23 protein-coding genes are annotated in these 21,938 nt (G+C 67.2%); 10 read left to right on the forward strand and 13 right to left on the reverse strand.

All coding sequences use genetic code 11. The features are described from left to right. Positions 1–103 precede the first annotated feature (103 nt). Positions 104–1,234 carry an NADH:flavin oxidoreductase/NADH oxidase gene (locus HNP51_RS00370; RefSeq protein WP_184265679.1) on the forward strand — a complete coding sequence of 377 codons (1,131 nt, stop codon included), beginning with the start codon at positions 104–106 and terminating at the stop codon, positions 1,232–1,234. On the opposite strand, the gene HNP51_RS00375 is transcribed toward HNP51_RS00370, so the two are convergent. From HNP51_RS00375 to HNP51_RS00390, 4 genes are all read right to left on the reverse strand, one after another. Next, positions 1,189–3,585, reverse strand: coding sequence for an EAL domain-containing protein (locus tag HNP51_RS00375; RefSeq protein ID WP_184265682.1), 2,397 nt, complete (start codon positions 3,583–3,585; stop codon positions 1,189–1,191). The two genes, HNP51_RS00370 and HNP51_RS00375, sit on opposite strands and share 46 nt — an antisense overlap. Positions 3,586–3,703: 118 nt before the next feature. Further along, positions 3,704–4,099, reverse strand: a complete 396-nt coding sequence (locus HNP51_RS00380; RefSeq protein ID WP_184265685.1) for a hypothetical protein — start codon at positions 4,097–4,099, stop codon at positions 3,704–3,706. Between the two features lie 139 nt (positions 4,100–4,238). Then, a complete protein-coding gene (gene rpsD, locus HNP51_RS00385) occupies positions 4,239–4,856 on the reverse strand; it encodes a 30S ribosomal protein S4 (RefSeq protein ID WP_184265700.1) in 618 nt (205 codons plus the stop codon). A 168-nt stretch (positions 4,857–5,024) separates the two neighbouring features. After that, the gene (locus HNP51_RS00390) at positions 5,025–5,636 is read right to left on the reverse strand and encodes a superoxide dismutase (protein ID WP_184265704.1); all 612 of its coding nucleotides are present in this window, start codon (positions 5,634–5,636) and stop codon (positions 5,025–5,027) included. Between the two features lie 225 nt (positions 5,637–5,861). Between HNP51_RS00390 and HNP51_RS00395 the strand changes: the two genes are divergently transcribed. From HNP51_RS00395 to HNP51_RS00405, 3 genes are all read left to right on the forward strand, one after another. After that, the gene (locus tag HNP51_RS00395; protein ID WP_260398262.1) at positions 5,862–6,017 is read left to right on the forward strand and encodes a hypothetical protein; all 156 of its coding nucleotides are present in this window, start codon (positions 5,862–5,864) and stop codon (positions 6,015–6,017) included. Positions 6,018–6,104: 87 nt separating this feature from the next. After that, on the forward strand, positions 6,105–6,368 hold the full coding sequence (locus HNP51_RS00400; protein ID WP_184265710.1) for a hypothetical protein: 264 nt from the start codon (positions 6,105–6,107) through the stop codon (positions 6,366–6,368). Positions 6,369–6,591: 223 nt separating this feature from the next. Beyond that, complete coding sequence (locus HNP51_RS00405) at positions 6,592–7,752, forward strand: serine hydrolase (RefSeq protein WP_184265713.1); 1,161 nt, start codon at positions 6,592–6,594, stop codon at positions 7,750–7,752. Between the two features lie 101 nt (positions 7,753–7,853). On the opposite strand, the gene cckA is transcribed toward HNP51_RS00405, so the two are convergent. The 4 genes from cckA to fliQ form a co-directional block, all read right to left on the reverse strand. Next, positions 7,854–9,947: a cell cycle histidine kinase CckA gene (gene cckA, locus HNP51_RS00410; RefSeq protein ID WP_260398263.1), complete on the reverse strand. Its 2,094-nt coding sequence runs from the start codon at positions 9,945–9,947 to the stop codon at positions 7,854–7,856. Between the two features lie 195 nt (positions 9,948–10,142). Beyond that, entirely contained in the window at positions 10,143–11,219 is a 1,077-nt protein-coding gene (gene flhB, locus HNP51_RS00415) for a flagellar biosynthesis protein FlhB (RefSeq protein WP_184265716.1), read from the reverse strand. Next, on the reverse strand, positions 11,212–11,982 hold the full coding sequence (gene fliR / locus HNP51_RS00420; RefSeq protein ID WP_184265719.1) for a flagellar biosynthetic protein FliR: 771 nt from the start codon (positions 11,980–11,982) through the stop codon (positions 11,212–11,214). The genes flhB and fliR overlap by 8 nt, the downstream gene beginning before the upstream one ends. 7 nt (positions 11,983–11,989) lie before the next feature. Continuing rightward, positions 11,990–12,253 carry a flagellar biosynthesis protein FliQ gene (gene fliQ, locus HNP51_RS00425; RefSeq protein WP_184265722.1) on the reverse strand — a complete coding sequence of 88 codons (264 nt, stop codon included), beginning with the start codon at positions 12,251–12,253 and terminating at the stop codon, positions 11,990–11,992. Between the two features lie 154 nt (positions 12,254–12,407). On the opposite strand from fliQ, the gene folE reads away from it, so the two are divergent. Together folE and HNP51_RS00435 are read left to right on the forward strand one after the other, a co-directional pair. Continuing rightward, positions 12,408–12,995, forward strand: a complete 588-nt coding sequence (gene folE, locus HNP51_RS00430; protein WP_184265725.1) for a GTP cyclohydrolase I FolE — start codon at positions 12,408–12,410, stop codon at positions 12,993–12,995. Between the two features lie 107 nt (positions 12,996–13,102). Next, positions 13,103–14,284 carry an acyltransferase gene (locus HNP51_RS00435; protein ID WP_260398264.1) on the forward strand — a complete coding sequence of 394 codons (1,182 nt, stop codon included), beginning with the start codon at positions 13,103–13,105 and terminating at the stop codon, positions 14,282–14,284. Positions 14,285–14,474: 190 nt separating this feature from the next. On the opposite strand, the gene HNP51_RS00440 is transcribed toward HNP51_RS00435, so the two are convergent. Beyond that, positions 14,475–14,852: a VOC family protein gene (locus HNP51_RS00440; protein WP_184265728.1), complete on the reverse strand. Its 378-nt coding sequence runs from the start codon at positions 14,850–14,852 to the stop codon at positions 14,475–14,477. A gap of 129 nt (positions 14,853–14,981) precedes the next feature. Between HNP51_RS00440 and HNP51_RS00445 the strand changes: the two genes are divergently transcribed. After that, entirely contained in the window at positions 14,982–15,959 is a 978-nt protein-coding gene (locus tag HNP51_RS00445; RefSeq protein ID WP_221415680.1) for a hypothetical protein, read from the forward strand. Between the two features lie 174 nt (positions 15,960–16,133). Here HNP51_RS00445 and fliE read toward each other — a convergent pair whose 3' ends face one another. From fliE to flgB, 3 genes are read right to left on the reverse strand one after another with little or no spacing between them, the layout of a single operon-like run. Further along, positions 16,134–16,445, reverse strand: coding sequence for a flagellar hook-basal body complex protein FliE (gene fliE, locus HNP51_RS00450; RefSeq protein ID WP_184265730.1), 312 nt, complete (start codon positions 16,443–16,445; stop codon positions 16,134–16,136). Positions 16,446–16,458: 13 nt separating this feature from the next. Next, positions 16,459–16,884 carry a flagellar basal body rod protein FlgC gene (flgC, locus tag HNP51_RS00455; protein WP_184265733.1) on the reverse strand — a complete coding sequence of 142 codons (426 nt, stop codon included), beginning with the start codon at positions 16,882–16,884 and terminating at the stop codon, positions 16,459–16,461. Between the two features lie 17 nt (positions 16,885–16,901). Next, positions 16,902–17,306, reverse strand: a complete 405-nt coding sequence (gene flgB, locus HNP51_RS00460) for a flagellar basal body rod protein FlgB (RefSeq protein ID WP_114818648.1) — start codon at positions 17,304–17,306, stop codon at positions 16,902–16,904. A 144-nt stretch (positions 17,307–17,450) separates the two neighbouring features. Between flgB and HNP51_RS00465 the strand changes: the two genes are divergently transcribed. The 3 genes from HNP51_RS00465 (at position 17,451) to HNP51_RS00475 (ending at position 18,944) form a co-directional block, all read left to right on the forward strand. Further along, entirely contained in the window at positions 17,451–17,738 is a 288-nt protein-coding gene (locus tag HNP51_RS00465; protein WP_184265735.1) for a flagellar biosynthetic protein FliO, read from the forward strand. After that, on the forward strand, positions 17,735–18,550 hold the full coding sequence (gene fliP, locus HNP51_RS00470) for a flagellar type III secretion system pore protein FliP (protein ID WP_184265738.1): 816 nt from the start codon (positions 17,735–17,737) through the stop codon (positions 18,548–18,550). Before HNP51_RS00465 ends, fliP begins: the two co-directional genes overlap by 4 nt. A 115-nt stretch (positions 18,551–18,665) precedes the next feature. After that, positions 18,666–18,944, forward strand: coding sequence for an HU family DNA-binding protein (locus HNP51_RS00475; protein WP_114818640.1), 279 nt, complete (start codon positions 18,666–18,668; stop codon positions 18,942–18,944). Positions 18,945–18,997: 53 nt separating this feature from the next. On the opposite strand, the gene HNP51_RS00480 is transcribed toward HNP51_RS00475, so the two are convergent. Further along, the gene (locus HNP51_RS00480; RefSeq protein ID WP_184265741.1) at positions 18,998–21,895 is read right to left on the reverse strand and encodes a lipopolysaccharide assembly protein LapB; all 2,898 of its coding nucleotides are present in this window, start codon (positions 21,893–21,895) and stop codon (positions 18,998–19,000) included. Positions 21,896–21,938: the final 43 nt, after the last annotated feature.

The following is a 21,938-nucleotide window of genomic DNA, read 5'->3' on the forward strand; positions in this document are numbered from 1 at the left end:
TTCCGGATCACGTGAATAATCGGAAAGGCGGGACTTGAACGGAACAGCCACAGTCATAGCTACTGTGTCGCCCGCCTCCCCGGGATCATCGAGAAAGCCAAGCATGAGCCTGTTGTTCACACCCCGCGCCGTCGGGCCGCTGACGCTGAAGAACCGCATAGTCGTCGCCCCCATGTGCATGTATTCGGCCGTAGAGGGCGTGCCCCAGCCCTGGCACGCCCAGCATATTGGGCGGCTGGCTCTGTCCGGCGCCGGCCTGGTGGTGATCGAGGCCACGGGCGTCGAGCCGGCGGGCCGTATTTCGTGGGCCGACACCGGCCTGTGGAACGACGAACAGGAAGCCGCCTTCGCCCGGATCATCCGCGACATCCGCACCTATTCGGACACGCCCATCGGCATCCAGCTGGCCCACGCAGGGCGCAAGGCCTCGACCAATCCGCCCTGGATCGACCGCGGCGGCCCCGCCCCCGCCGATAAGGCGTGGGAGACGTTCTCCGCCTCAGCCCAGGCTTTCAAGGCCGACTGGCATACGCCGACGGCGCTGGATCAGGCAGGCATGGATCGGGTGGTCGAAGCCTTTGTCGATTCGGCCCAGCGCGCCGACCGGGCCGGGTTCGATCTGGTCGAGCTGCACGCCGCCCATGGCTATCTGCTGACCCAGTTCCTGTCGCCGCTGTCGAACGAACGGACGGATGAGTTCGGCGGGTCGCTGGAGAACCGGATGCGGTTCCCGCTGCGGGTGGCCCAGGCCCTGCGCGACGCCTGGCCCCGGACCAAGGCGCTCGGCGTGCGCTTCAACGGTTCAGACTGGACCGAGGGCGGCATCACCCCGGACGAGGCCGCCGCATTCGGTCATGCCCTGGACGCCATGGGCTACGACTATCTGCACCTGACCAGCGGCGGCAATGTCGCCACGGCCCGCATCCCCGGCGATCAGCCCAACTATCAGGTCGCCTTCGCCGAGGCGGTCAAGGCGGCGACGCCTGAGGCCAATGTCATGGCGGTGGGCATGATCGTCACCCCGCAGCAGGCCGAAGACCTGCTGGTCCAGGGCAAGGCCGACCTGATCGCCCTCGCCCGCGCCGTTCTGGACGATCCCAACTGGGGCCACCACGCTGCCGTGGCCCTAGGCCAGCCGGAAGGCCTGCCCGTCCAGTACGAACGAGCCGGCGCCGCCCACTGGCCGGGTTATGCGACGGCGCGGGCCTTGGCTGACGGGTCCGTCGCGGCCTGATCCTTCAACGGCGTCGCCGGAACCACGGCGGCGCCGTTCGACAGGGCGTCGGCTTCGGGCTGGGGCCGGCCCAGCAGATAGCCCTGCACCTCGTTGCAGCCCTGGGCGCGCAGGAAGGCCAGCTGCTCAGCCGTCTCGACGCCCTCGGCCAGAACCGGGATCGACAGGCTCTCGCCGATGGTCAGGACGGCGCGGATGATGGCCCGCGACTGGGGCGCCTCGCCGTCCAGCTCGGTCATGAAGGAGCGGTCCAGCTTGATCTTGTCGAAGGGGAAGGCCCGCAGCGTCGACAGCGAGGAATAGCCGGTGCCGAAGTCGTCCATGGCGATGGTGACGCCCAGGGCCTTCAGCTGACGCAGGACATGGGTGGTGCGCTCCATGTCGCTGATCATGGCCGTCTCGGTGATCTCCAGCTCCAGACGCGAGGCGGCCAGACCAGTCTCCAGCAGGACCTGATGCACCAGACGCGGCAGATCGACGTGACCTAGCTGCACCGGCGACAGGTTGACGGCGATGCGGTGCGGTTCGGTCCAGGCGGCGGCCTGCTTGCAGGCCTGACGCAGCACCCATTCGCCGATCGGCAGGATCAGGCCGGTCTCCTCGGCCACGGGGATGAAGTCCGACGGCGGGATGTTGCGACCGGTCTCGTCCTTCCAGCGCAGCAGCACTTCGTAGCCGGTGGCCTTGCCGGTCTCGACCGAGGCCTGGACCTGATAGTGCAGCTCGAACTGTTCGTTATCCAAGGCCTCGCGCAGGGCCTGGGTGACGCGACGGCGCGCGCGCACGGCCTGATCCATGTCCGCCTCATAGAAGCAGATGTCGACCGTCAGCGAGCCCTTGGCCCGGTACATGGCCAGATCGGCGTTGTTGATCAGGGTCGACAGGTCGTCCGCGTCCTGGGGCCACAGCGAGACGCCGATGCTGGCGCCGCAGGACAGGTCGGCGTGTTCGATGTTGACGGGCTGGATGATGGCGGCGCGCAGGCGCTGGGCCACGGCAAGAGCCTCGGCCTGCGACGCCACCGGCGCCATGGCCACGAACTCGTCCCCGCCCTGCCGGGCGACGAACTCGCCGTCCTTCAGCGCATCCCGCAGATGGTCCGCGATGCGGCACAGCAGCTGATCGCCGACGGCGTGGCCGTACAGGTCATTGACCTCCTTGAAGCGGTTCAGGTCCAAGGCGAACAGGGCCAGCGTCTCGCCGGGCTTGGCCGTGGCGGTCTGGCGGTTGAGCCGTTCCAGGAAAGAGGCCCGATTGGGCAGTCCGGTCAGGCTGTCGTTGCGCGCCAGATGGGCGATGCGGCGTTCCTGGGCCTGACGGGCGCGCAGGTCGCGGACCGAGTAAAGCATGACCTCGCCCTCGCTGGCGTGGTCCCGCTTGGCCGCCAGTTCGACCGGCAGGATCTCGCCTGACACGGTCTTCAGCGACGACTGGACCATGTCGCCGTCGATCAGACGCGCGGCGTCCTCGGCCCAGACAGCCAGGCTGCGGCCGACCACGGCCTCGCGCTCGGCGCCGAGCAGGGTCAGCAGGGCGCCGTTCAGGGCGATAATGACGCCGTCGCGCTCGACCGCCATGCCGTCCACGCTGCCCTCGATCAGATGTTGCAGGCGAACCTCGGCCTGGCCGCGCGACTGGCTGTCCAGCGCATAGCTGGCGGCCCCGGCGCCCAGCACCAGCAGGCCGACACCCGCGACGCCCAGCGCGACGACATGCTTGGCGTCCTCGCCCGTCAGAGCGCCGCCCAGCGGTGCAAAGGGCAGGATGGTCATGGCCGACATGGCGGTGAAGTGCAGGACCACGATGCCCAGCACCATGAACAGGATCGCCAGCCAGCGCCCCTTGGCCGTCGGCCAGATCTTGTCCGCCTTGAAGGCCAGGGCGCTGAACAGCACCGAGCCCGCCAGGGCGACGACGACATAGGGCGCAGACCATTGGATCACGGCGTCGATAGCGAAGGCGGCCATGCCGATGAAGTGCATGGCCGCCACACTCAGGCCGAACAAGACCCCGCCCACCAGGCCCGAACCCGGGAAGCGCTGGGCGGCCAGGAGTTGGGCCGCTCCGGACCCGCAAATCGCCACCAGCAACGACAGGCCCGTCAGGCCCGGCTCATAGGTGACCTGCAGGCCTGGCTCATAGGCGATCATGGCGACGAAATGGGTGCACCAGACGGTCGCACCGCCCGCCACGGCGCCCAGGAAAACCCAGGCGGCGCGCGCGCCGGCTCGCGTGCTGCGGACCCGCTTCAACAGGCTGATGGTGATCCAGCTGCCCAGCACGCAGACAAGCGCGGCCAGAGCGACCAGCGCCAGATTATGGGCGTTGGTCAGACAATCTACGAGACGCATGGAATCCTGGGGGGAAGGATACTGAAACGACCCTTTCCCTAGAGCCGCAATCCTTAACCCGCCGTCCTCCGGGATGGCTAACGAAGCCTTGCTGGCAAAACGCAGATCGGGAAGCGGATCAGGACGCGCCCTTCGGATTGCCGTCCTGACGCATCATATAAGGGTTGTTGACGGTCACGTCGGCGCCTGGCGGCAGCCCCAACTCCTCAAAGCTCCACTGCAACTGAACCCCGTCGGCGCGTGGCGTGGTGCAGCGATCCTCGTCCACCCGGCGCAGGGTGATGACCGCGCTGTCGCGCAGGCGGGTGATGAAGGGTTTGACGTCTTCCTTGCCGGTGCAACCGTTTGAACTGACCCAAAAGACCGCAGTGTCGCGCGTGAAGGCGGCGGCGTGGATCGGCTCCAACTGACCCGGCATATCGACAGTGCGCACGGCCTGGTCGCTGGTCATGGCGCAAGCCCCGGCCAGAACGGCGACGGCGGCAAGTGCGCAAAGGGCGGCGGTTCGTCTCATCTCGGCCTTCCGGGGCGGACCCTGTCCACCCGGTCAGATTGCGCTGTTTCCTTCCCCAAGGGAACACTGCATCCTGAATAAGAAAGAAGCCCCGGTTTTCACCGGGGCTTCCATCAACTCTATCGTCGATCGCCTGAAATCAGGACGAGTAGTATTCGACGACCAGGTTCGGTTCCATCTTGACCGGGTACGGCACGTCGGACAGTTCCGGCACGCGGACGTAACGGACCGAGAAGCCGCGATCACCCTGTTCCAGGTAATCAGGCACATCGCGTTCCGACGACTGCTGGGCTTCGAGCACCAGAGCCATGTTGCGCGACTTTTCCTTGATCTCGACGACCTGGCCCGGCTTGACGCGGTACGAACCGATGTCGACCTTCTTGCCGTCGACAGTCACGTGACCGTGGCTGACGAACTGGCGAGCGGCCCAGACAGTCGGGACGAACTTGGCGCGGTAGACCAGGGCGTCCAGACGCGATTCCAGCAGACCGATCAGGTTTTCCGAGGTGTTGCCCTTGCGGCGACCGGCTTCGTCGTAGATCGCCGAGAATTGCTTCTCGGTGATGTTGCCGTAGTAGCCCTTGAGCTTCTGCTTGGCCTTCAGCTGGATGCCGAAGTCCGAAACTTTCGACTTACGACGCTGGCCGTGCTGGCCGGGGCCATACGAACGCTTGTTAACCGGAGACTTCGCGCGGCCCCACAGGTTTTCACCCATGACCCGATCGAGTTTGTACTTGGCGCTATGGCGCTTGGACATAAGTCACTCTTCATGCTGATGCGGCCCGGCCCCTCCCCGATTGGAGCGGCGATCTCAACGGCGGTCCACGCATCGTCCGTAGTCAATCTGCGCCTCGGGCCGAGACCCGATGCGAGAAGGGTGGGCATATGAAGGCCCACCCTCCCGGAGTCAAGCCAGACGGGCGTTTCAGCCCTTGGCGGCGGCGAACAGGTCGTTGACCTTGTTCCAGTTCACGATCGACCAGAAGGCGGCCAGGAACTCGGCGCGACGGTTCTGGTACTTCAGATAGTAGGCGTGCTCCCAGACGTCGGCGACGAGCAGGGGGGCGCCCTTCTCCTCGGCGAAGTCCATCAGGGAGTTGTCCTGGTTCGGCGTCGAGATGATCTTCAGCTTGCCGTCCTGCACGATCAGCCAGGCCCAGCCCGAACCGAAACGGCCCAGGCCGGCCGCGTTGAAGGCCTCCTTGAAGGCGTCCATGCCGCCCAGGTCGGCGTCGATGGCGGCGGCCAGTTCAGCCGAAGGCTCGCCGCCCGTGCCGACGGGGGCCAGGCCTTCCCAGAAGAAGGTGTGGTTCCACACGCCGCCGGCGTTGTTGCGCACCGCCACCGGCAGGGTCGACATCTTGGCGAACAGCTCGTCGAACGACTGGCCTTCGACGCCCGCAGCGGCCACGGCCTTGTTCAGGTTGTCGACATAGGTCTGATGGTGCTTGTCGTAGTGGAAGCCCATCGTCTCCTTGTCGATGACGGGCTCCAGCGCGTCATGGGCGTAGGGCAGCGGGGGCAGGACGAAGGCCATGGGAGGTTCCTCTCGGCGGTTTTGATTCTTCTGGCCCCTATCTAGGGCGGCGCACGAAAGACCCAAGCCTTTAGCGCGGCCTTTGTTCAGTTTTTCGCTCAAGGAGGGCCGATTGGGAACCGGACCGGCGAAATACCCGTTTCCCCGAGGTCATCCGACGCCTTCGAGAGCCCTCCCGAAAGGACGATCGTCATGTCTGCTCGCTCCCTCCGTCGGCCCGCCCCTATGACCGACGCCGAAGCCGAGACCCTGCGGCTGCAGTTGCTGGAGATCATCCCGCGCCTGCGCCGTCATCAGTTGCTCGATCTGGCCGACACCCTGCACGAGGCCGCCCGAGAACGCCGCGGAGCCGAACCGCGCCATTTTGATCTGAGGGTGTAGACCTCTGGCCGGATGGCGGGGCTGACGCTTGCGCGGCGCGCCGGGTCAGGCAGACTGGCGCGAAGCGGAGTTGTGGGGAGCATCGCCATGCTTAAATCTTGCGCCATCATGGCCGCCGTCCTGGCCGCCGAACTGACCCTGTCCGCCTGCGCCGCCGGCCCGGCGGAGGCGGTGCGGTCGGCGGACGCCGCCAGGGCCCAATGCCGAACCACCCCGCAGCCCGGCGGCGGCTCATCAATGGACTGCACCCTGTGGGAACGGACCACGACGACAACCACCACCACGACCAGCGGGCCCAATGGCGAAACCACCACGACGGTCGAGCGAACCCGGACGGGCGGCGACGCCTAGTCCGGCGAAGTGACCGCCTTCCTCCCTGTCGTGCAGCGATGGGAACCCGACAGCCCCCTTGAGGCAACCGTTCGCCGGGATGCACTGCCGTTCACCGATCCAGGCGTACCACTGACCGAGCCTGGGTGGACGAGCGTGCAGCGAACGGGTCAACCGATGACCGTGACCAGCCCATCTCTCAGTCAACGCGTCGTTGCGCCCTAAGCTCCGGATAACCAAAAGAATGCTGAACAAAATTCCTGCCGCCATCGGCCTGATTGCGATCATCGGCGGTCTTGCCGATAGCGCAAACGCCCGCACAACGCAGATCGCGAGAGCGGACGACAAGACCGTTGCGATTGAACGCCTGGTCCAAAGCGAGATGGCGTCTCGCAATATTCCCGGGCTCCAGCTGGCGATCGTGAAAAACGGCGAAATCGTATTCTCCGGCGCTTACGGCCAGTCCAACCTCGAGACCGCCAAGCCTGTAACCGAACGCACTGTTTTCGGCGTCAATTCGATCAGCAAGGCCTTCACCGGCGTCGCGGCGATGCAGCTTGTCGAGTCCGGAAAACTCGATCTCGATGCCTCGGTGACGCAATATCTCGAAGAGCTTCCGCCATCGTGGAAAGAGATCACTGTCCGCCAGATCCTCACGCACACGTCCGGCCTGCCCGAGATCATTGACGACAATACCCGACTGATAGACGGCGCCGAACCCGACGCCGCCTGGGCGAAGGTGCAGGAACTTCCTCTGAAGTATGCGCCCGGGACGCAGTACGCCTACAATCAGACCGGCTATGCCCTGATGGGCAAGATCATCGAGAAGATCTCGGGCCAGCGCTTCGTTGATGTCGTTCGCGAGGGGCAGTTCAACGCGGCGGGCATGGAGCAGGCACGCTTTGGACACACCGCCGATACCGTGCCCGAGCTCGCCTCGCTCTATACCTATTTGACGCTGCAGATAACGGACATGAGGACCGTCGGCGTCGAACGTAGCGAGACCCCTATGGCGCGCCATGAGACGTGGCCCGCCTACATGCATCCCACGGCAGGCGTTCAGGCCACAGCCACGGATCTGGCCGCATGGGTTATCGCGCTACAGACCGGGAAACTGGTCAGCGAAAGAGCTCTCGAACAGCTATGGACGCCGCATCAGCTGCCCGACGGAAGCTATCGCGGTTTCAACAGGACCATCAATGGCTATGGACTGGGCTGGCCGTCCATCCGCCGCGCCGAACATCCGGCGATCACGCCCACGGGCGGCGATCGCGCGGCTATCTTCATCTACCCCGAGGATGACCTTACCGTGATCGTTCTGACGAACCTCTTGGGCGCTGGGCCCCAGAGATTTGCTGACAAGATTGCTGCGCAGTACCTCCCCGACCTCGCTGTCGAAAACTGACGATAGCCTTTCGTCGCGAGGGTGGCTCTCACGCCCGAGCCTTCCCCACCGTCATCCCGACCATAGCGAAGCGCAGCCCCAGGATGACGGGCGGTGAAGGCTTAAGCGGCGTGCAGTTCCTGCTTCACGCGTTCGGCCAGGGTCTTGATGTCCAGGGGCTTGGGCAGGAAGGAGACGCCGGTCTCGTCCTGCAGCAGGTCCGAGAAGTCGCTCTCGGCATAGCCCGAGATGAACATGACCGGGGCGTCGCCGAGGAAGGGACGCGCCTTCCTCAGCAGGGACGGACCGTCCAGCCCCGGCATGATGACGTCGGAGATCATCATGTCGATCTGACCGGCCCATTCCTCGGCCAGGATCAGGGCCTCCTCGCCGTCGCAGGCCTCGATCACCTCATAGCCGCGCTGGCGCAGCAGGCGGGCGGCGATGCCGCGCACGGCGGCCTCGTCCTCGACGAACAGGATGCGGCCGGCGCCCGACAGGTCGCGCGGCGCGGCCTTGACCGCCTTTTCGACCACAGGGGCGGCGACCAGCTCCTCGGCCGAGGCGGCGGGCAGGAAGATGCGGAAGGCGGCGCCGGCGCCCTCAAGGTTGGTGACGCTGATATGGCCGCCGGCCTGCTGGACGATGCCATAGACGGTAGCCAGGCCCATGCCGGTGCCTTCGTTGACCGCCTTGGTGGTGAAGAAGGGCTCGAAGATCTTGTCGAGCAGTTCGGGCGGCACGCCGGGGCCGGTGTCGGACACCTCGATCAGGGCGATCTCGCCGGAGGCCTCGCGCCAGCCCAGGTCGCGGGCCTGGGCTTCGGTCAGGCGGCGGGTCCGAATCGTGACCACGCCCGCACCCGGCTCGACCACGCCGCGCATGGCGTCGCGGGCGTTGACCGCCAGGTTCATGACGGCGGTTTCCAGCTGGCTCTTGTCGGCCAGGACCAGCGGCATGTCGCGGCCGTAGTCGGTCTCCAGACGGACGTCCTCGCGCAGCAGGCGGCGCAGCAGGACGGCGAACTCGCCGACCAGTTCGCCCAGGTCCAGACGCTCGCGCCGCACCGTGGACTTGCGAGAGAAGGCCAGGAGCTTGCGCACCAGATCGGCGGCGCGGATGCCGGTCTGGCGGATCTGGTTCAGGCCGTCATAGGAGGGGTCGCCGACCGGGTGACGCTCCAGCAGCTCGGACAGCTGCATCTGGATGGCGGTCAGCAGGTTGTTGAAGTCGTGGGCCACGCCGCCGGCCAGCTGGCCCACGGCCTGCATCTTCTGGGCCTGCGACAGTTGCAGCTCCATCGACTTTTGCGACGAGACGTCGAACAGCCAGACGCGGCGCTTGTCGCCCTCGGGAGCCACATAGAGGTGCAGGTGGCGGTCGGGATAGGCGCGGGCCACCAGCTCGATCGGACCCGAAGACCCCGCCGCCAGCTTGGTCTTGGCCTCGGTCACGCCCGCCAGGTCGAACAGGTGGCCAAAAGCCGCGTCGCCGGAGGCCGCGGGGCCGGTCAGGACGGCCAGCGCCGCGTTGGAATCCTCGGCTTTGCCCGCGAACAGGTCGTCGCCGGCGATGACGGTCGAGCCGAAAGGCGCGCCGGCGGCCATGGCGCGGGCCTCGCCGCTGACCTTGGCGGGGACGGCGACGGGGGCGGTCTGAGGCACCGGCAGGACGGCGTCGGGCGCGGCGCGGACCAGGAAGCGCCCCTGCCCCGCCTGACCGATCAGGACCTCGATCTCGCGCGCGCCGATCTGGACGATGGCGCGGCCCTGATGGCCTTCGCGAGCCTGGGCGAAGGCCATGTAGAGGGCTTGCGCCGACTTGCCGCGCGGCAGGGCGGTGACGGCGCCGTTCTCCTCGGCCCAGGCGGCGTTGTAGGCCAGCACCTGACCAGACGGCCACACCAGGGCGGCGGGCTCGGCCATGGCGTCCAGCATCTCGACCGCCGTGTCGCCGTGGGCGCGGCGCACCTCGGCCCGGCCAAAGGCGAACAGCCAGATCAGGGCCGTGGCCCCCGCCGCAAAGATCAGGATCAGGCCCGGCGCCGTCATCGCATTGGTGCGGAACGCCGGATAGACCATGGCCGCCACCGCCAGGGCGAAGCCCAGGGCCATCACCACCAGCAGGGGATCAAAGGTCGGGCGACGCGTCGTCGTCGCTTTCGGCCGGGAAATCGTCATGGCGTCCTGCCCGCGCGAATCAGTGGTGGTCAGCATATCGGAGCTCCGGCCTGCGCCATAACGAGGCACATTTCTCCCTCCCCGTTCGGGGAGGGTGGTCGCGCAGCGACCGGGTGGGGAAGGGCCGGGTGATAGGGCCGCGGCGCTTGATCAGCCAAGCCGCCCCCACCCGACCTCGGCTACGCCTCGGCCACCCTCCCCATGAAGGGGAGGGAGAATTTCGGCGACCGATCAACGCCGCTTCCGTCCCTGCATGACGAAGCCGATCACCTTGGCCGCGGCCTCGAAGTGCTCGCGCGGGATAGTCTCGTCGACCTCGACCGCGGCATAGAGGGCGCGGGCCAGGGGCACGTTCTCGACGACCGGAACACCGCTTTCCTTGGCCAGTTCCCGGATGCGGAAGGCCACCGCGTCCACGCCCTTGGCGACGCAGATCGGGGCGGCGTCGCCCTGATCGGGCTCATAGCGCAGGGCCACCGAATAGTGGGTCGGGTTGGTGATGACGACGGTGGCGGTCGGCACGGCCTGCATCATGCGCTGGCGGCTGCGCTGCATGCGGATCTGGCGCAGCTTGCCCTTCACATGGGGGTCGCCTTCGGTCTGCTTGTAGTCTTCCTTGGTCTCTTCCTTGGTCATCCGCATCCGCTTGGCGAAGCGGAACTTCTGCCAAATAAAGTCGGCCCCGGCGGTGAAGGCCAGAAAGATCAGGGCGGAGATCATCAGCGACGCCGCCAGATCGCGGGCAAAGGGCAGGATCAGGGCCGGGCTCATGGCCGCCAGGTTTTCCAGCTCGCGCGTGTGCGGCTTCAGCACCCACCAGCAGACGGCGCCGATGGCCACCAGCTTGAGGAAGGTCTTGATGAACTGGACGATGCCGTCCGGACCAAAGATGCGCTTGAAGCCCGACAAGGGGCTGACCGCCGACCACTTGGGCTTGATCTTCTCGGCGGTGAACAGGAAGCCGGACTGGGCCAGGTTTCCCCCCACCCCGCCGATGATGACGGCCAGCATCAAGGCCGCGAGAAAGGGCGTCACGGCCCAGACGGCGCGCATGCCGATCTCGACCCCGGCGCCGGCCTGCAAGCCGCCGATCATGGCGTGGGGCTCGGCCAGGAAGGGCAGCATGTCCTCGGCCATCTGACGCGAGAAATAGCCGCCGCCGATCAGCAGGACCGCCGTCGCCCCCGCCAGGGACATGGCCGCCGCCACGTCCGGCGACTTGGCGACGTCGCCCTTCTTCCGCGCTTCCTCAAGTTTTCGCGGGGTGGCGTCTTCGGTTTTCGACTCGGGATCGGAACCTTCAGCCAAGGCTCCCTCCCGTGAACACCCGCGCCAGGGCGCGATAGCGGTCGATGAAGATGGTCCCCATCACGCCGAGGCTCAGCGCGAAGATCGAAAGCCCCAGCAGGACGCTGAGCGGGGCGGCGGCGAAATAGACCTGAAAGGCCGGCATGACCCGCGCGATCAGGCCCGAGGCCAGGTTGAAGATCAGGGCGAAGACCAGAACCGGCGCCGACAGCTGGACCCCCAGCATGAAGCTCTCGCTCAGGGTCCGAACCGCCATGGCCGCAAAGTCCGGCGCGATCATCGGCTTGGCCGGAGAGATGGTCTCATAGGACCCCAGGATGCCGGCGATGAACAGGTGGTGGGTGTTGGTGGCGAAGATCAGCGTCACCCCCAGCAGCATCAGAAAGGCCGACAGGGTCGAACCGGGCGAGGCCTGAAGCGGGTTGGCCGTCTGGGCGAACCCCAGGGTCGTCTGGGCCGAGATGATCTCGCCCGCCGTGACCAGGGCCGTCATGAAGCTGCGCAGGATCATGCCGATGGCCAGACCCGTCGCCACCTCGCGGATGATCCAGCCCGCCATGCCCCCCAGGGTCGGCGGCAGGGCCGGCAGGGTCCCGGCGACCAGCGGCCACAACACCAGTGACAGCAGCAGGGCCAGCGACAGGCGCACGCGCGGCGGCACATAACTTTCCCCGATGCCGGGAATGGTCATCAGGATAGCGCCCACGCGCGCGAAGATCAGCCCGCCGGCCCAGACCTGATCGGCGGTGGCGTAAGGCTCCACGTGCGACCTACATCCCGGCGATGCGGGCGGCGATCTCGCGCATGAAGCCGCCCAGCAGCGCCCCCATCAGCGGCAGGAACAGCAGCAGCGAGACGAAGATGGCGATGATCTTGGGCGCATAGATCAGGGTCTGTTCCTGAATCTGCGTCAGGGCCTGGAACAGACCAATGGTCACGCCGACCACCAGACCGACCACCAGCACGGGCGCGCACAGCTGAATCGTCAGCCAGATGGCGTCGCGGCCAATATCCAGAACTTCCGCGCCGTTCATCGACCACTCCCGGGAACTGGGCAGAAAATGCCGACAGGATGGTTAACAGGCCGTTTAGGAAACCCAATCTGTCCGCCCAAGCGTACAGTCCATTTTCGGGCGACGGTCATCTGACGGCTGGATTGATCGCCGCTCCCGGCTATATGGACACGCTATGACCGACCACGCGCACAAACCCTCCGTCTCGCAGGCCGAAGCCGAAGCCGCCGTCCGCACTCTGATCCAGTGGGCGGGCGACAATCCCGACCGCGAGGGCCTGCTGGAAACCCCCAAGCGGGTGGCCAAGTCCTATCGCGAGCTGTTCCAGGGCTATGAGGTCGAGCCGCGCGAGTATCTGGAAAAGACGTTTGAAGAGGTCGGCGGCTACGACGAACTGGTTGTGCTCAAGAACATCCGCTTCGTCAGCTTCTGCGAACACCACATGCTGCCGGTCGTCGGCGTGGCCCACGTCGGCTACCTGCCCACGGATCGCGTGGTCGGCATCTCCAAGCTGGCCCGCGTGGTGCGCGGCTTTGCGCGGCGCCTCCAGATCCAGGAAAAGATGACCTCTGACATCGCCCACGCCATCCAGGACGTGCTGCGCCCTCATGGCGTCGGCGTGGTGATCGAGGCCGAGCACAGCTGCATGACCATGCGCGGCGTCGACGTCCCCGGCGCCAGCCTGTCGACCAGCTGCCTGCTGGGCTCCGTCCGCGAAGACCCCCGAACGCGCGAGGAATTCCTGCGGCTGGTGCGGGGCTAGGCCTGCCCTTCTCCCCTTGTGGGAGAAGGATTTTGGAGCGCTACGCCTCCGGCTGCTTGAACGCCTTCTCCCGCAAGGGGAGAAGAAAGAGGACAACGGCCCCCTTCTTGCGTGTCCCCTTTCTGAAGGGAGCCATCGCCATGGGCTGGAGCGTGTTTTCGTCTCATAACGAGCCGCCGCCGATCATGCGCGGGGGGTGGCTGGACGCGCTGCGGTTCATCGTGGCGTCGCTGATCATCCTGCATCACTTCCAGGCCTCGGCGCCCATTCCTCTGGCCGAGGGCGTGCATCCGGTGTTCGAGCGGGGCGGCTTCCTGCTGACCAACTTCTTCCTGATCGACAGCGGCTATGTGCTGATGCGGGTCTACGGCGCCTCGGTCGCCGGGGGCCGCATGTCGAAGACGGACTTCTTCCTCAAACGGTCGCTGCGGGTGTTTCCAGCCCATCTGATCATGCTGGCCCTGCTGGTGGCCATGGTGCTGCTGGGCACCGCCATCGGCCTGCCGCCGACCCATCCCGAGTGGTTCGCCTGGGATCAATTGCCGGCGCAGGCGGCCCTGGTGCAGTCGTTCGGCGTCTATGGCGGCCTGGGCTGGAACGCGCCCAGCTGGTCGATTTCGGCTTTGCTGGGCTGCTACCTGGCCTTCCCCTGGGTGCTGCGCGGGCTGACGCGGGTCGGGCCGTGGATGGCCTTGGGGCTGGTGGTCGTCGGATATCTGGCGGCCAATGAGCTGTGCTGGGCCATCCTGAACTATCCCGTCTATCAGATGCCGCTGAACCTCGGCATCTGGCGCGCCCTGCCTCTGTTCGTGCTGGGCATGGGACTGGCCTGGTTCGCGCAAGGCGTCTGGATCAATCCGCGGCTAGCCGGATGGGCCCTGCTGCTGGCGGCGATCGGCCTGGCGGTGGTGCAGTATTTTGACAAGAACGCCCTGATCTCGCTGGCCCTGATTTCCATCATCATCCTGGCGGCGGGCGCCGTACCGGTAACGAAGCCGTCGAAACTGGTGGAACAGGCGGCGGTGGTCTCCTTCGCCATGTTCATCTCCAACGAAGTGGTCCGCATCGGCTGGTTCGGCCTGGCCGAGGCCACGGCGAACAAGCTGAACCTCGGCGAAATCTGGCGCTGGGGCCTGTGGGTCATGGGCGTAGGCGCGGCCTTCGTCTTCGCCTTCCTGTTCCACTACGGCGTCGACAATCCGATCCAGAAACGCATCCGCGCCTGGCTGAAGAAGCGCGGCCATTCGCGCGCCGAGATCAAGCAGCCGGTGGTGTCGCTGGAGGGGTGATTGATCCTCCCCTGTCGCCTGCGACGGGGGAGGGGGACCGCCGACCCGAAGGGCGGCGCGCAGCAGCCAAGGCGGTGGAGGGGGCGAGCCTCGCACGTCGTCCTTCGGTCTAGAAGCCTCAGCCTGTATCCGCCCCCTCCACCATGCTGCGCATGGTCCCCCTCCCCCGCTGCGCAGGGGAGGATCGCCGTCACCCCGTCGAACCCACCAGATGCAGGATGTTGCCGTCGGGGTCCTTGAACCAGGCCAGACGCATGGTCCCGCAGACGTGGATGTCGCCCTGGCGCCCCATGTCGTCATAGTGCTCGAACGTCACGCCCCGAGCCTTCAGCCCGGCGACGATGTTGTCCAGCTCGACCCCGACGTCCCAGCTGACGGCGTTGGCCTGATTGGTGCCGGCGAAGTCGGATTGATAGACCGTCAGCCAGGTGTTCCCTGTGCGATAGCCCAGCATCCCCTCGTTCGAGGTGTCCGCCAGGTTCAGCCCCAAGACGTCGGAATAGAAGGTCTTGGCCCGGTCCAGGTCCTTCACCGCGACGATGGCTGACGAATTCTTGTCCTTGAGCATGATGTCTCTCCCTGATGCGAAGAGAAGCGTTGACGGCGGCGGTTCGATCCCGCCGACATTACCGCCGTTTCATTTGACACCCCGTCGCGGCGCCGCTTTCTGACGAGCCTGGCTTTGAGGGGAACCGTCATGCGTCGGTGGGCTTTGGCGATCAGTCTGGGAATGGGTCTGGGTTTGGGCCTCATGGGCGCCAGCGCCCTGGCGCAGACCTCGCCGATTCAGCTGGAAGACGGCGACGTCGCCCGCTTCTGGACCGCCTATGACGCCGTGCGGGCGGCGGACACGCCCGAGGCGCAGAAGGCGGCGTTCCAGCGCCTCTATATCGATCAGGGCACGCCGGGTCTGGCGGCCTTCATGGAGGCCAAGGGTTATACGGCGGACACCTACCTGAACGCGATCCGCGCCTATCCGGCCTACTGGGACAGCGTGCGGCCGCGCACGGCGCTGGCGACCGGCGCCCTGACGCGGCTGGAAGGCCATCTGGAGCGGTTCAAGACCCTCTATCCCGAGCTGCGTCCCGCCGGCATCTACTTCGAGGTCGGCGCCCTGCGCTCGGCCGGGACCACCCAGGGCGACAAGGTGCTGCTGGGCGTCGAGATGGCCACCGGCGACGCCAGCGTCGACATCTCTGAAATGCCGCCGGGCCTGCAACGCTTCTTCGCCTCCTACTTCGCCAGCAAGCCGCTCGACAATCTGGACCTGCTGGCCGTGCACGAGGTGGTTCACACCCAGCAGATCGGCGAGCGCGGCAACCTACTGTCACAAGCCGTCTATGAGGGCGTGGCCGATTTCGTCGCAGAACAGGTGACGGGGCGGATGCCCGATCTGGCCTATGTCGCCTATGGCCCGGCCAACGATGCCGCCATCAAGGCCGCCTTCCGCCGCGACATGGCGGGCGAGGACTTCAGCGGCTGGCTTTACAACAACACGGACAACGCCTTCGGGGTGCGCGACCTGGGCTACTATGTCGGCTACGCCATCACGCGCGGCTATTATGATCGCGCCCCTGACAAGGCGGCGGCGCTCAAGACCATGATCGAGCTGGACTATTCCGACCCGGCGGCGGTTCAGGCCTTCGTCGCGGCCTCGGGCTATCTGGCCGACTAGGCGGACGGCCGTCAGCGTCGAGCGGGTTCCTCTCTCCCGCTGTCACCCCGGACGCCCCGCAAGGGCGATCCGGGGCCCAGACGTTTCAGCGAAAACGGCCGAGAACCACGAATGCACAACCGCCTGGGTGCCGGGTTCCGCTACGCGGCCCCGGGATGACGGCAAGAGGAGCCGTCAGATCGGCATCCGCATGATTTCCTGATAGGCGGAAATGACCTGGTCGCGGACGGCCATGACGGTTTCCAGCGAGGCTTCGGCGGACGAGACGGCGGTGACGACGTCGATCAGGCTGCCCTGGCCCTGGACCATCTGGGCCATCTGGGTTTCGGCGCCGCGGGTCTGCTGCGCCGTCTGGGTCATGACGTTCTGCAACAGTTCGGAGAAGCCCGGCCCCTGCGCCGCCGAAGCGGCGCTGGGCGGGGTCGCGGTCGGCATGGCGCCGCCCTGAACGGCTGCATAGGCCTTGGCCGCCATCATGGGATTCATGACCTAGGCCCTCTTATTTCTTGATGATGTCGAGGGTGCGGGCTTCCATGTTCCGCGCCGTCTCGATGACGTTCAGGTTGGCCTCGTAGGCGCGCTGCGCCTCGCGCATGTCCATGGCTTCGATCAGGGTGTCGACGTTGGGGCGCTGGACATAGCCCTCCGCGTTCGCCGCCGGGTGCGAGGGATCGTATTCGACGCGGAAGGGGCTTTGGTCCGGACGGACCTCGGCCAGGACCACGCCGGTGGCGCCGTTGACGTTGCGGGCCTGGAAGATCGGCGTCTGGCGGCGATAGGGCTCGCCCCCCGCGACATTGGCCGTCGACTGGGCGTTGGCGATGTTCTCGGCGATGATGCGCATGCGTGACTGCTGCGCTTTCAGCGCGCCAGAGGCGACGGCCATGGCGGTGTTGCGCGGCGTGACGTTGACGGGATCAGGCATGGCTTAAGTCTCCTGCCTCAGGCGCCGGGCTTGCGGGCGGCCATGCGGATCATCTGCATGGACTTCTGGTAGAAGCCGATGGCGGCGTCATAGGCCATGCGGCTCTCGGCCATCTTCAGCATCTGCTCCTCGACCACGACCGAGTTGCCGTCGAGGGTGGTCTCGGAGTCCGGCGCGTTGAGCGAATCGAAGCGCGCGGCCTGGCCCGGCGGGGTGATATGGCGGGCGTTGGTGGCGACCATCTTCAGGCCGCCGCCGGTGCGCATGGCCTCGGCGAAGTCGGTCGGCGCCTTCAGGTCGCGCGCCATGAAGCCGGGGGTGTCGGAGTTGGCGACGTTCTGGGCGATCACGCGCTGACGATCGTCGAGCCATCCGAGACGGCCCTTGATCTGGTTCAGCAGCGGAATGTCGGTGACGGACACGCGGGTCCCCTCGGACGGTTGATCGGCAGAATTTGCCGCCTCCATGGTTAATATTCCGTGTTCCTAAACGCGGCGTTAACCACGAGCGACGAAACGTGCGGGCGAAGCGGCGCGCCTGTGAGCGCTGTTGGGGCCTCGAACCGCATGAATTTCCTCGACCTGTTCCGGGCGGTGTTCGGCCTGGCGATCACCCTGGGCCTGATCGGTCTGGCCGCATGGGCGGCGCGCCGCTATGCGCCCAAGATCCTGGCGAAGCTTCAGGCCGAGCGCGGCGCGCGGCGGTTGCAGGTGATCGAGACTCTGGTGCTGGATCCGGCGCGGCGTCTGGTGCTGGTGCGGGTCGACGCCGAGGAGCGGCTGATCCTGCTGGGCGAAGGTCGCGAACTGATCGAACCGCGCGGCCCTGTGATCGAATCGGGAGATGCGAAATGAGCCGCCCCGCCCTCTTCGCCCTGCCCAACCGCGCCGAGTTGAAGCGTGCGGCCCTGCTGTCGCTGATCACCACCGCCCTGTGCCTGGTCTGGCCTCTGGGCGCGCTGGCTCAGGAGGTGGCGCAGAACGGGTCGGCCATCAATATCGACCTGGGGAGCGGCGCCGGCCTGACCCAGCGCGTGGTGCAACTGGTCGGCCTGATGACCGTGCTGTCCCTGGCGCCCTCCATCGTCATCATGACCACCAGCTTCGTGCGGATCATCGTGGTGCTGAGCCTGCTGCGGACGGCCCTGGGCATGCAGCAGTCGCCGCCGAACGCCGTCCTGGTGTCGCTGGCGCTGTTTCTGAGCGCCATCGTCATGGCTCCAACCTGGCAGGATTCGTATGATTCGGGCATCCGCCCCCTGCTGGATCAGCAGATGGAGCTGCCCCAGGCCTTCGATGCGGCCTCGGAACCGGTGAAGACCTTCATGCTGGCCCAGGTGGATCAGGGCGACCTCGCCCTGTTCACTCGACTGTCAAAAATCACCCCTCCGACGGACGTGCAGGAACTGCCCCTGCGGGTGGTCACCCCGGCCTTCATGATCAGTGAGCTAAAGAAGGCCTTCACGATCGGATTTCTTCTTTTCGTTCCGTTCCTTGTGATCGATCTAGTGGTCGCCAGCGTGCTCATGTCCATGGGTATGATGATGCTGCCGCCGGTGGTCATTTCCCTGCCCTTCAAGCTGATCTTTTTTGTCCTGGTGGACGGCTGGCGACTGGTGGCCGGAAGCCTGGTCGAGAGCTTCCAGAGAGGCGCTGGCGGGGGATAAGTCCCCGGCCTCAGGGGCTTTGAAGCTCAGCCGGGCTTGCCAAGCCTACACAAACGCGTGTTGATCCACGGGTCTTCGTTCGGGAATCGAACGACCACCTTCTGGGAAAACCCTTATGACCACTCAAGCCGAACTGATCGCCGCCGTCGCCAAAGACGCAGGTGTCTCGCAGGCCGACGCCACCCGCGTCCTCGACGCGATCGTCAAGAACATCCACAAGAGCCTGGTTTCGGGTTCGGACGTCCGCATCTCGAACCTGGGCGTGTTCGACACCGCCGAGCGCGCCGAGCGTGAAGGCCGCAACCCGGCGACGGGCGCGACCATCAAGATCGCTGCTTCGAAGGCTGTGCGCTTCCGCGTGTCCAAGCCCCTGAAGGACGCCGTCAACGGCTAAGCCTTCGGACCCCCGCGGGGGTCCGGGCGCCTCTCATCGCAGAGGCAAGGCCATTAGGCGGCTGCGGGTCTCGCAGCCGCCGCCGGCTGATTTCGGGCGGGGGTCGCAGGGCGGTCTCCGCCCGTTTTCTGTCTGAACTCAGCCTTCGTCGCCGCGATCCAGCCGGCGTAGGTGTCGGCCCCGGCGCTGAGGGTGGCGAAGTCCTGCGGACGGCCCGAGCCATCGGCCCCGTCCAGCCCGGCCAGGGCGATACGAATGGCTCCAGCCGAACGGGCCTTGTCAGCAAAGCCTGAATAGTTGCGCGACAACCGGTTCAACCCGCCCGCGTCGCGCGCCAGCGAATAGCCGACCCCGGCGCGGATCAGCCGGTTCTCCTCGTCCGCCGTCAGCGGAATGACCGCGTCCTTGTAACGATCGCCCAGACGCTGTTCGTAGAGGGCGGCGGCCGGCCCCCACTGCTGCTGCTTCCAGAAGATCTCGGCGCGCACGTCGCGACCGGCGGGCGAGGCGTCCTTGCCCAGGACCTCGAGCGCATGGTCGTAACGACCCAGCTCCATCAGGGCGCGGGCCTCGAGCGCCCGGCGCTCGATGTTCATGGCGGTGGGCAGAAGCGTGGTGCGCGACGACCACAGGGCTTGCAGCGCCTGTTCCGGCTGGCGGTTCATCAGATAGACGGCGGCCAGATTGGTCGAGACCTGGGCCTTGGCCACGCCGTCCAGACGGTTGTCGGCCTGATACTTCAGCAGCTCCGCCGCCTGATCCAGCAGGTCGACGTCGATCAGACGCCGGGCCAGGCGGCGCACCATCTCGTCGCCGTCGGCGCCGACCGGGGTCAGTTCGCGGAAGTCAAAGAAGAGGGCCAGGGCCTGCACCGGCTGCAAGCCGTCGGCGGCGCCGTCGAGGAAGAGGGCGCGGAAGGCGTTGTCCAGATCGGACTGCAGCTTGTCGCCGCCGGGCAGGACCACGATCTTGCGGCCCGCCGCCTTCAGCGTCGTCAGGGCCTCGCGATAGCGGCCCTGCGACAGGTAGAGCTCGCCCAGGCTGCGGATCACGGCCAGTTCGGTACCGTCGCCGCGCCAGCGCCACTTGAGGGCTTCCAGCTGGGCCGCCGCCGCATCGGGCTTTATCGTCCCCTTGGCCATCTCCAGACGCACCACGCCGAGGCGAGCGGGCGTGGAAATCCCGTCCAGCGGCGCGCGGGCCACGGCCTTGTAAACGGCCAGAGCCTGGGCCGGTTTCTGCTCCAGCTCGAACAGTCGGGCCTGGACCAGACGGGCGGTCAGCTGGTCCGCCGCCGAGACGCCCGGCTGACTGAAGACATAGGCCAGCAGTTCAGTCGCAGCGGCCAGGTCGCCGGTCTCGACGGCGGCCAGGGCATGGGCCGTGCCGAAGCGGGCGCGCCATTCGGGGGTGAAGTTGTCGACCACGCCGGACCCGGCGGCGAAGGCCTGACGCGCCGTGGTCCAGTCGCTGCGCTGGGCGGCGATATAGCCCTGCCAGACGCGGGTCGAGGGATCGCCCGCCAGGGCCCCGGCGGAAAAATCGGCCTCGGCCTCGGCGTAGCGACCGATGGCGGCGCGGGCGGCGCCGCGCAGGCCGCGCACCTCGGCCACGCCCTGCATGGCCGGGGTCTGCTTGACCAGGGCGTTCAGCACGCCGATGGCCTCATAGCCCAGGCCCTGCCCGACCAGGAAGCGGGCGTAGGCCATGCGGGCCTCGATGGGGGCGCGCGGGTCGTCGGCGGCGCGGCCGCTTTCCAGCTCGGCGGCGGTCTGGAGGATGCGGTGGCGGTTGCTGAAGCTGTCGCCGCCCAGATCGGCCCAGTCGGCGATGATCAGGGCCGGGCGGACGGCGGCGCGCGGGGCGTGGACCTCCTGCGCGGCGGCTTCCAGCCCCACGGTCGGCGGGGACAGGCGCAGGCCCTTGGGCCGCGACAGGGTGACGATGTCGCCCTCGGCCTTGACCGTCAGGTCATCGGTGGGGGTCTCGACCGCCAGGCCGTGGGCGGTGGGCAGCAGAGCCAGATCGACGGTGCGGCGGCCCCGCGCCATGCCCTTGCCGGGCGCCAGAGCGGTGACGGCGGCGAAACGGTCGCCGACCATGGGATCGGTCAGCCAGACGGTCTTGGTCGCCCCGGCCATGCGCGCGGTCAGGGCCGTCTGGACGCTGTCGTCGCGGCCGATCTCGACGCCAGTCACGCTGGGCGCCGTTCCGCCCAGGGTGACGATCCACGACGCCCCGTCGGCGCGGGCGGACACCGTCTGGCCCTCGGCGGCCGGAATGCGGATGGCGGTGAAGTCGGGCCCGGCGGCCCAGCGCGCCTTGGCCGCGTCGCCGGCCTTGGCGGCGGCGGGCATGTTCATGCGGGCGGCGGCGTCGAACACCACCCAGACGGCGTCGCCGCGCCGGAAGACGGCGGCCCCGACCGGCGCGGCCCAGGCGAAGGTCAGGCGGGTCGTCGCGTCCTTGACCTCGGCGGCGACAGGCACAGCCCCGCCGGCGGGCACAACCGAGGGTCTGGCGCCTTCCGGCACGGCGCCGGGGGCATAGAGGTTGAGCCAGACCGCGCCGTCGGCGGCGCCGGAACGGACCCCCGCCCCCTCGGCCAGGGTCAGGACCAGTTCGGTCGCGCCCTGCACCGAACGGGTCTCGACCTTCTCGACCCCCTTAGGTGGATCGACCTTGAGGCGACTGACGTCCGGGGCGGCGGTCGTGCCGATGCGGATGATGACGGCGCGGCCGTCCTGGCGCACCCGCGCCCGCGAGCCCACGGCCCCGGCGAATTCGATCTTGGTGAAGCCGGTGTTGGCGCCGACGCGGATATCGACCGGGCCGCTGCTGGCGGCGGCGCCCTCAGCGTGCGGGGCCAGGGGCGCGAACACGACGACGCCCGCCGCGGCGGCGGCCACGGTCGATTTCAGAACGCGCTTGCTGACGCTGGCCCCGGACATACGCGCGCACCCTCGCGCGAAAGGGCTTTCATCGCGGTTAACG

Origin of the sequence: Brevundimonas bullata (genome assembly GCF_014207965.1) — a bacterium.
GTDB classification, from domain to species: domain Bacteria; phylum Pseudomonadota; class Alphaproteobacteria; order Caulobacterales; family Caulobacteraceae; genus Brevundimonas; species Brevundimonas bullata_A.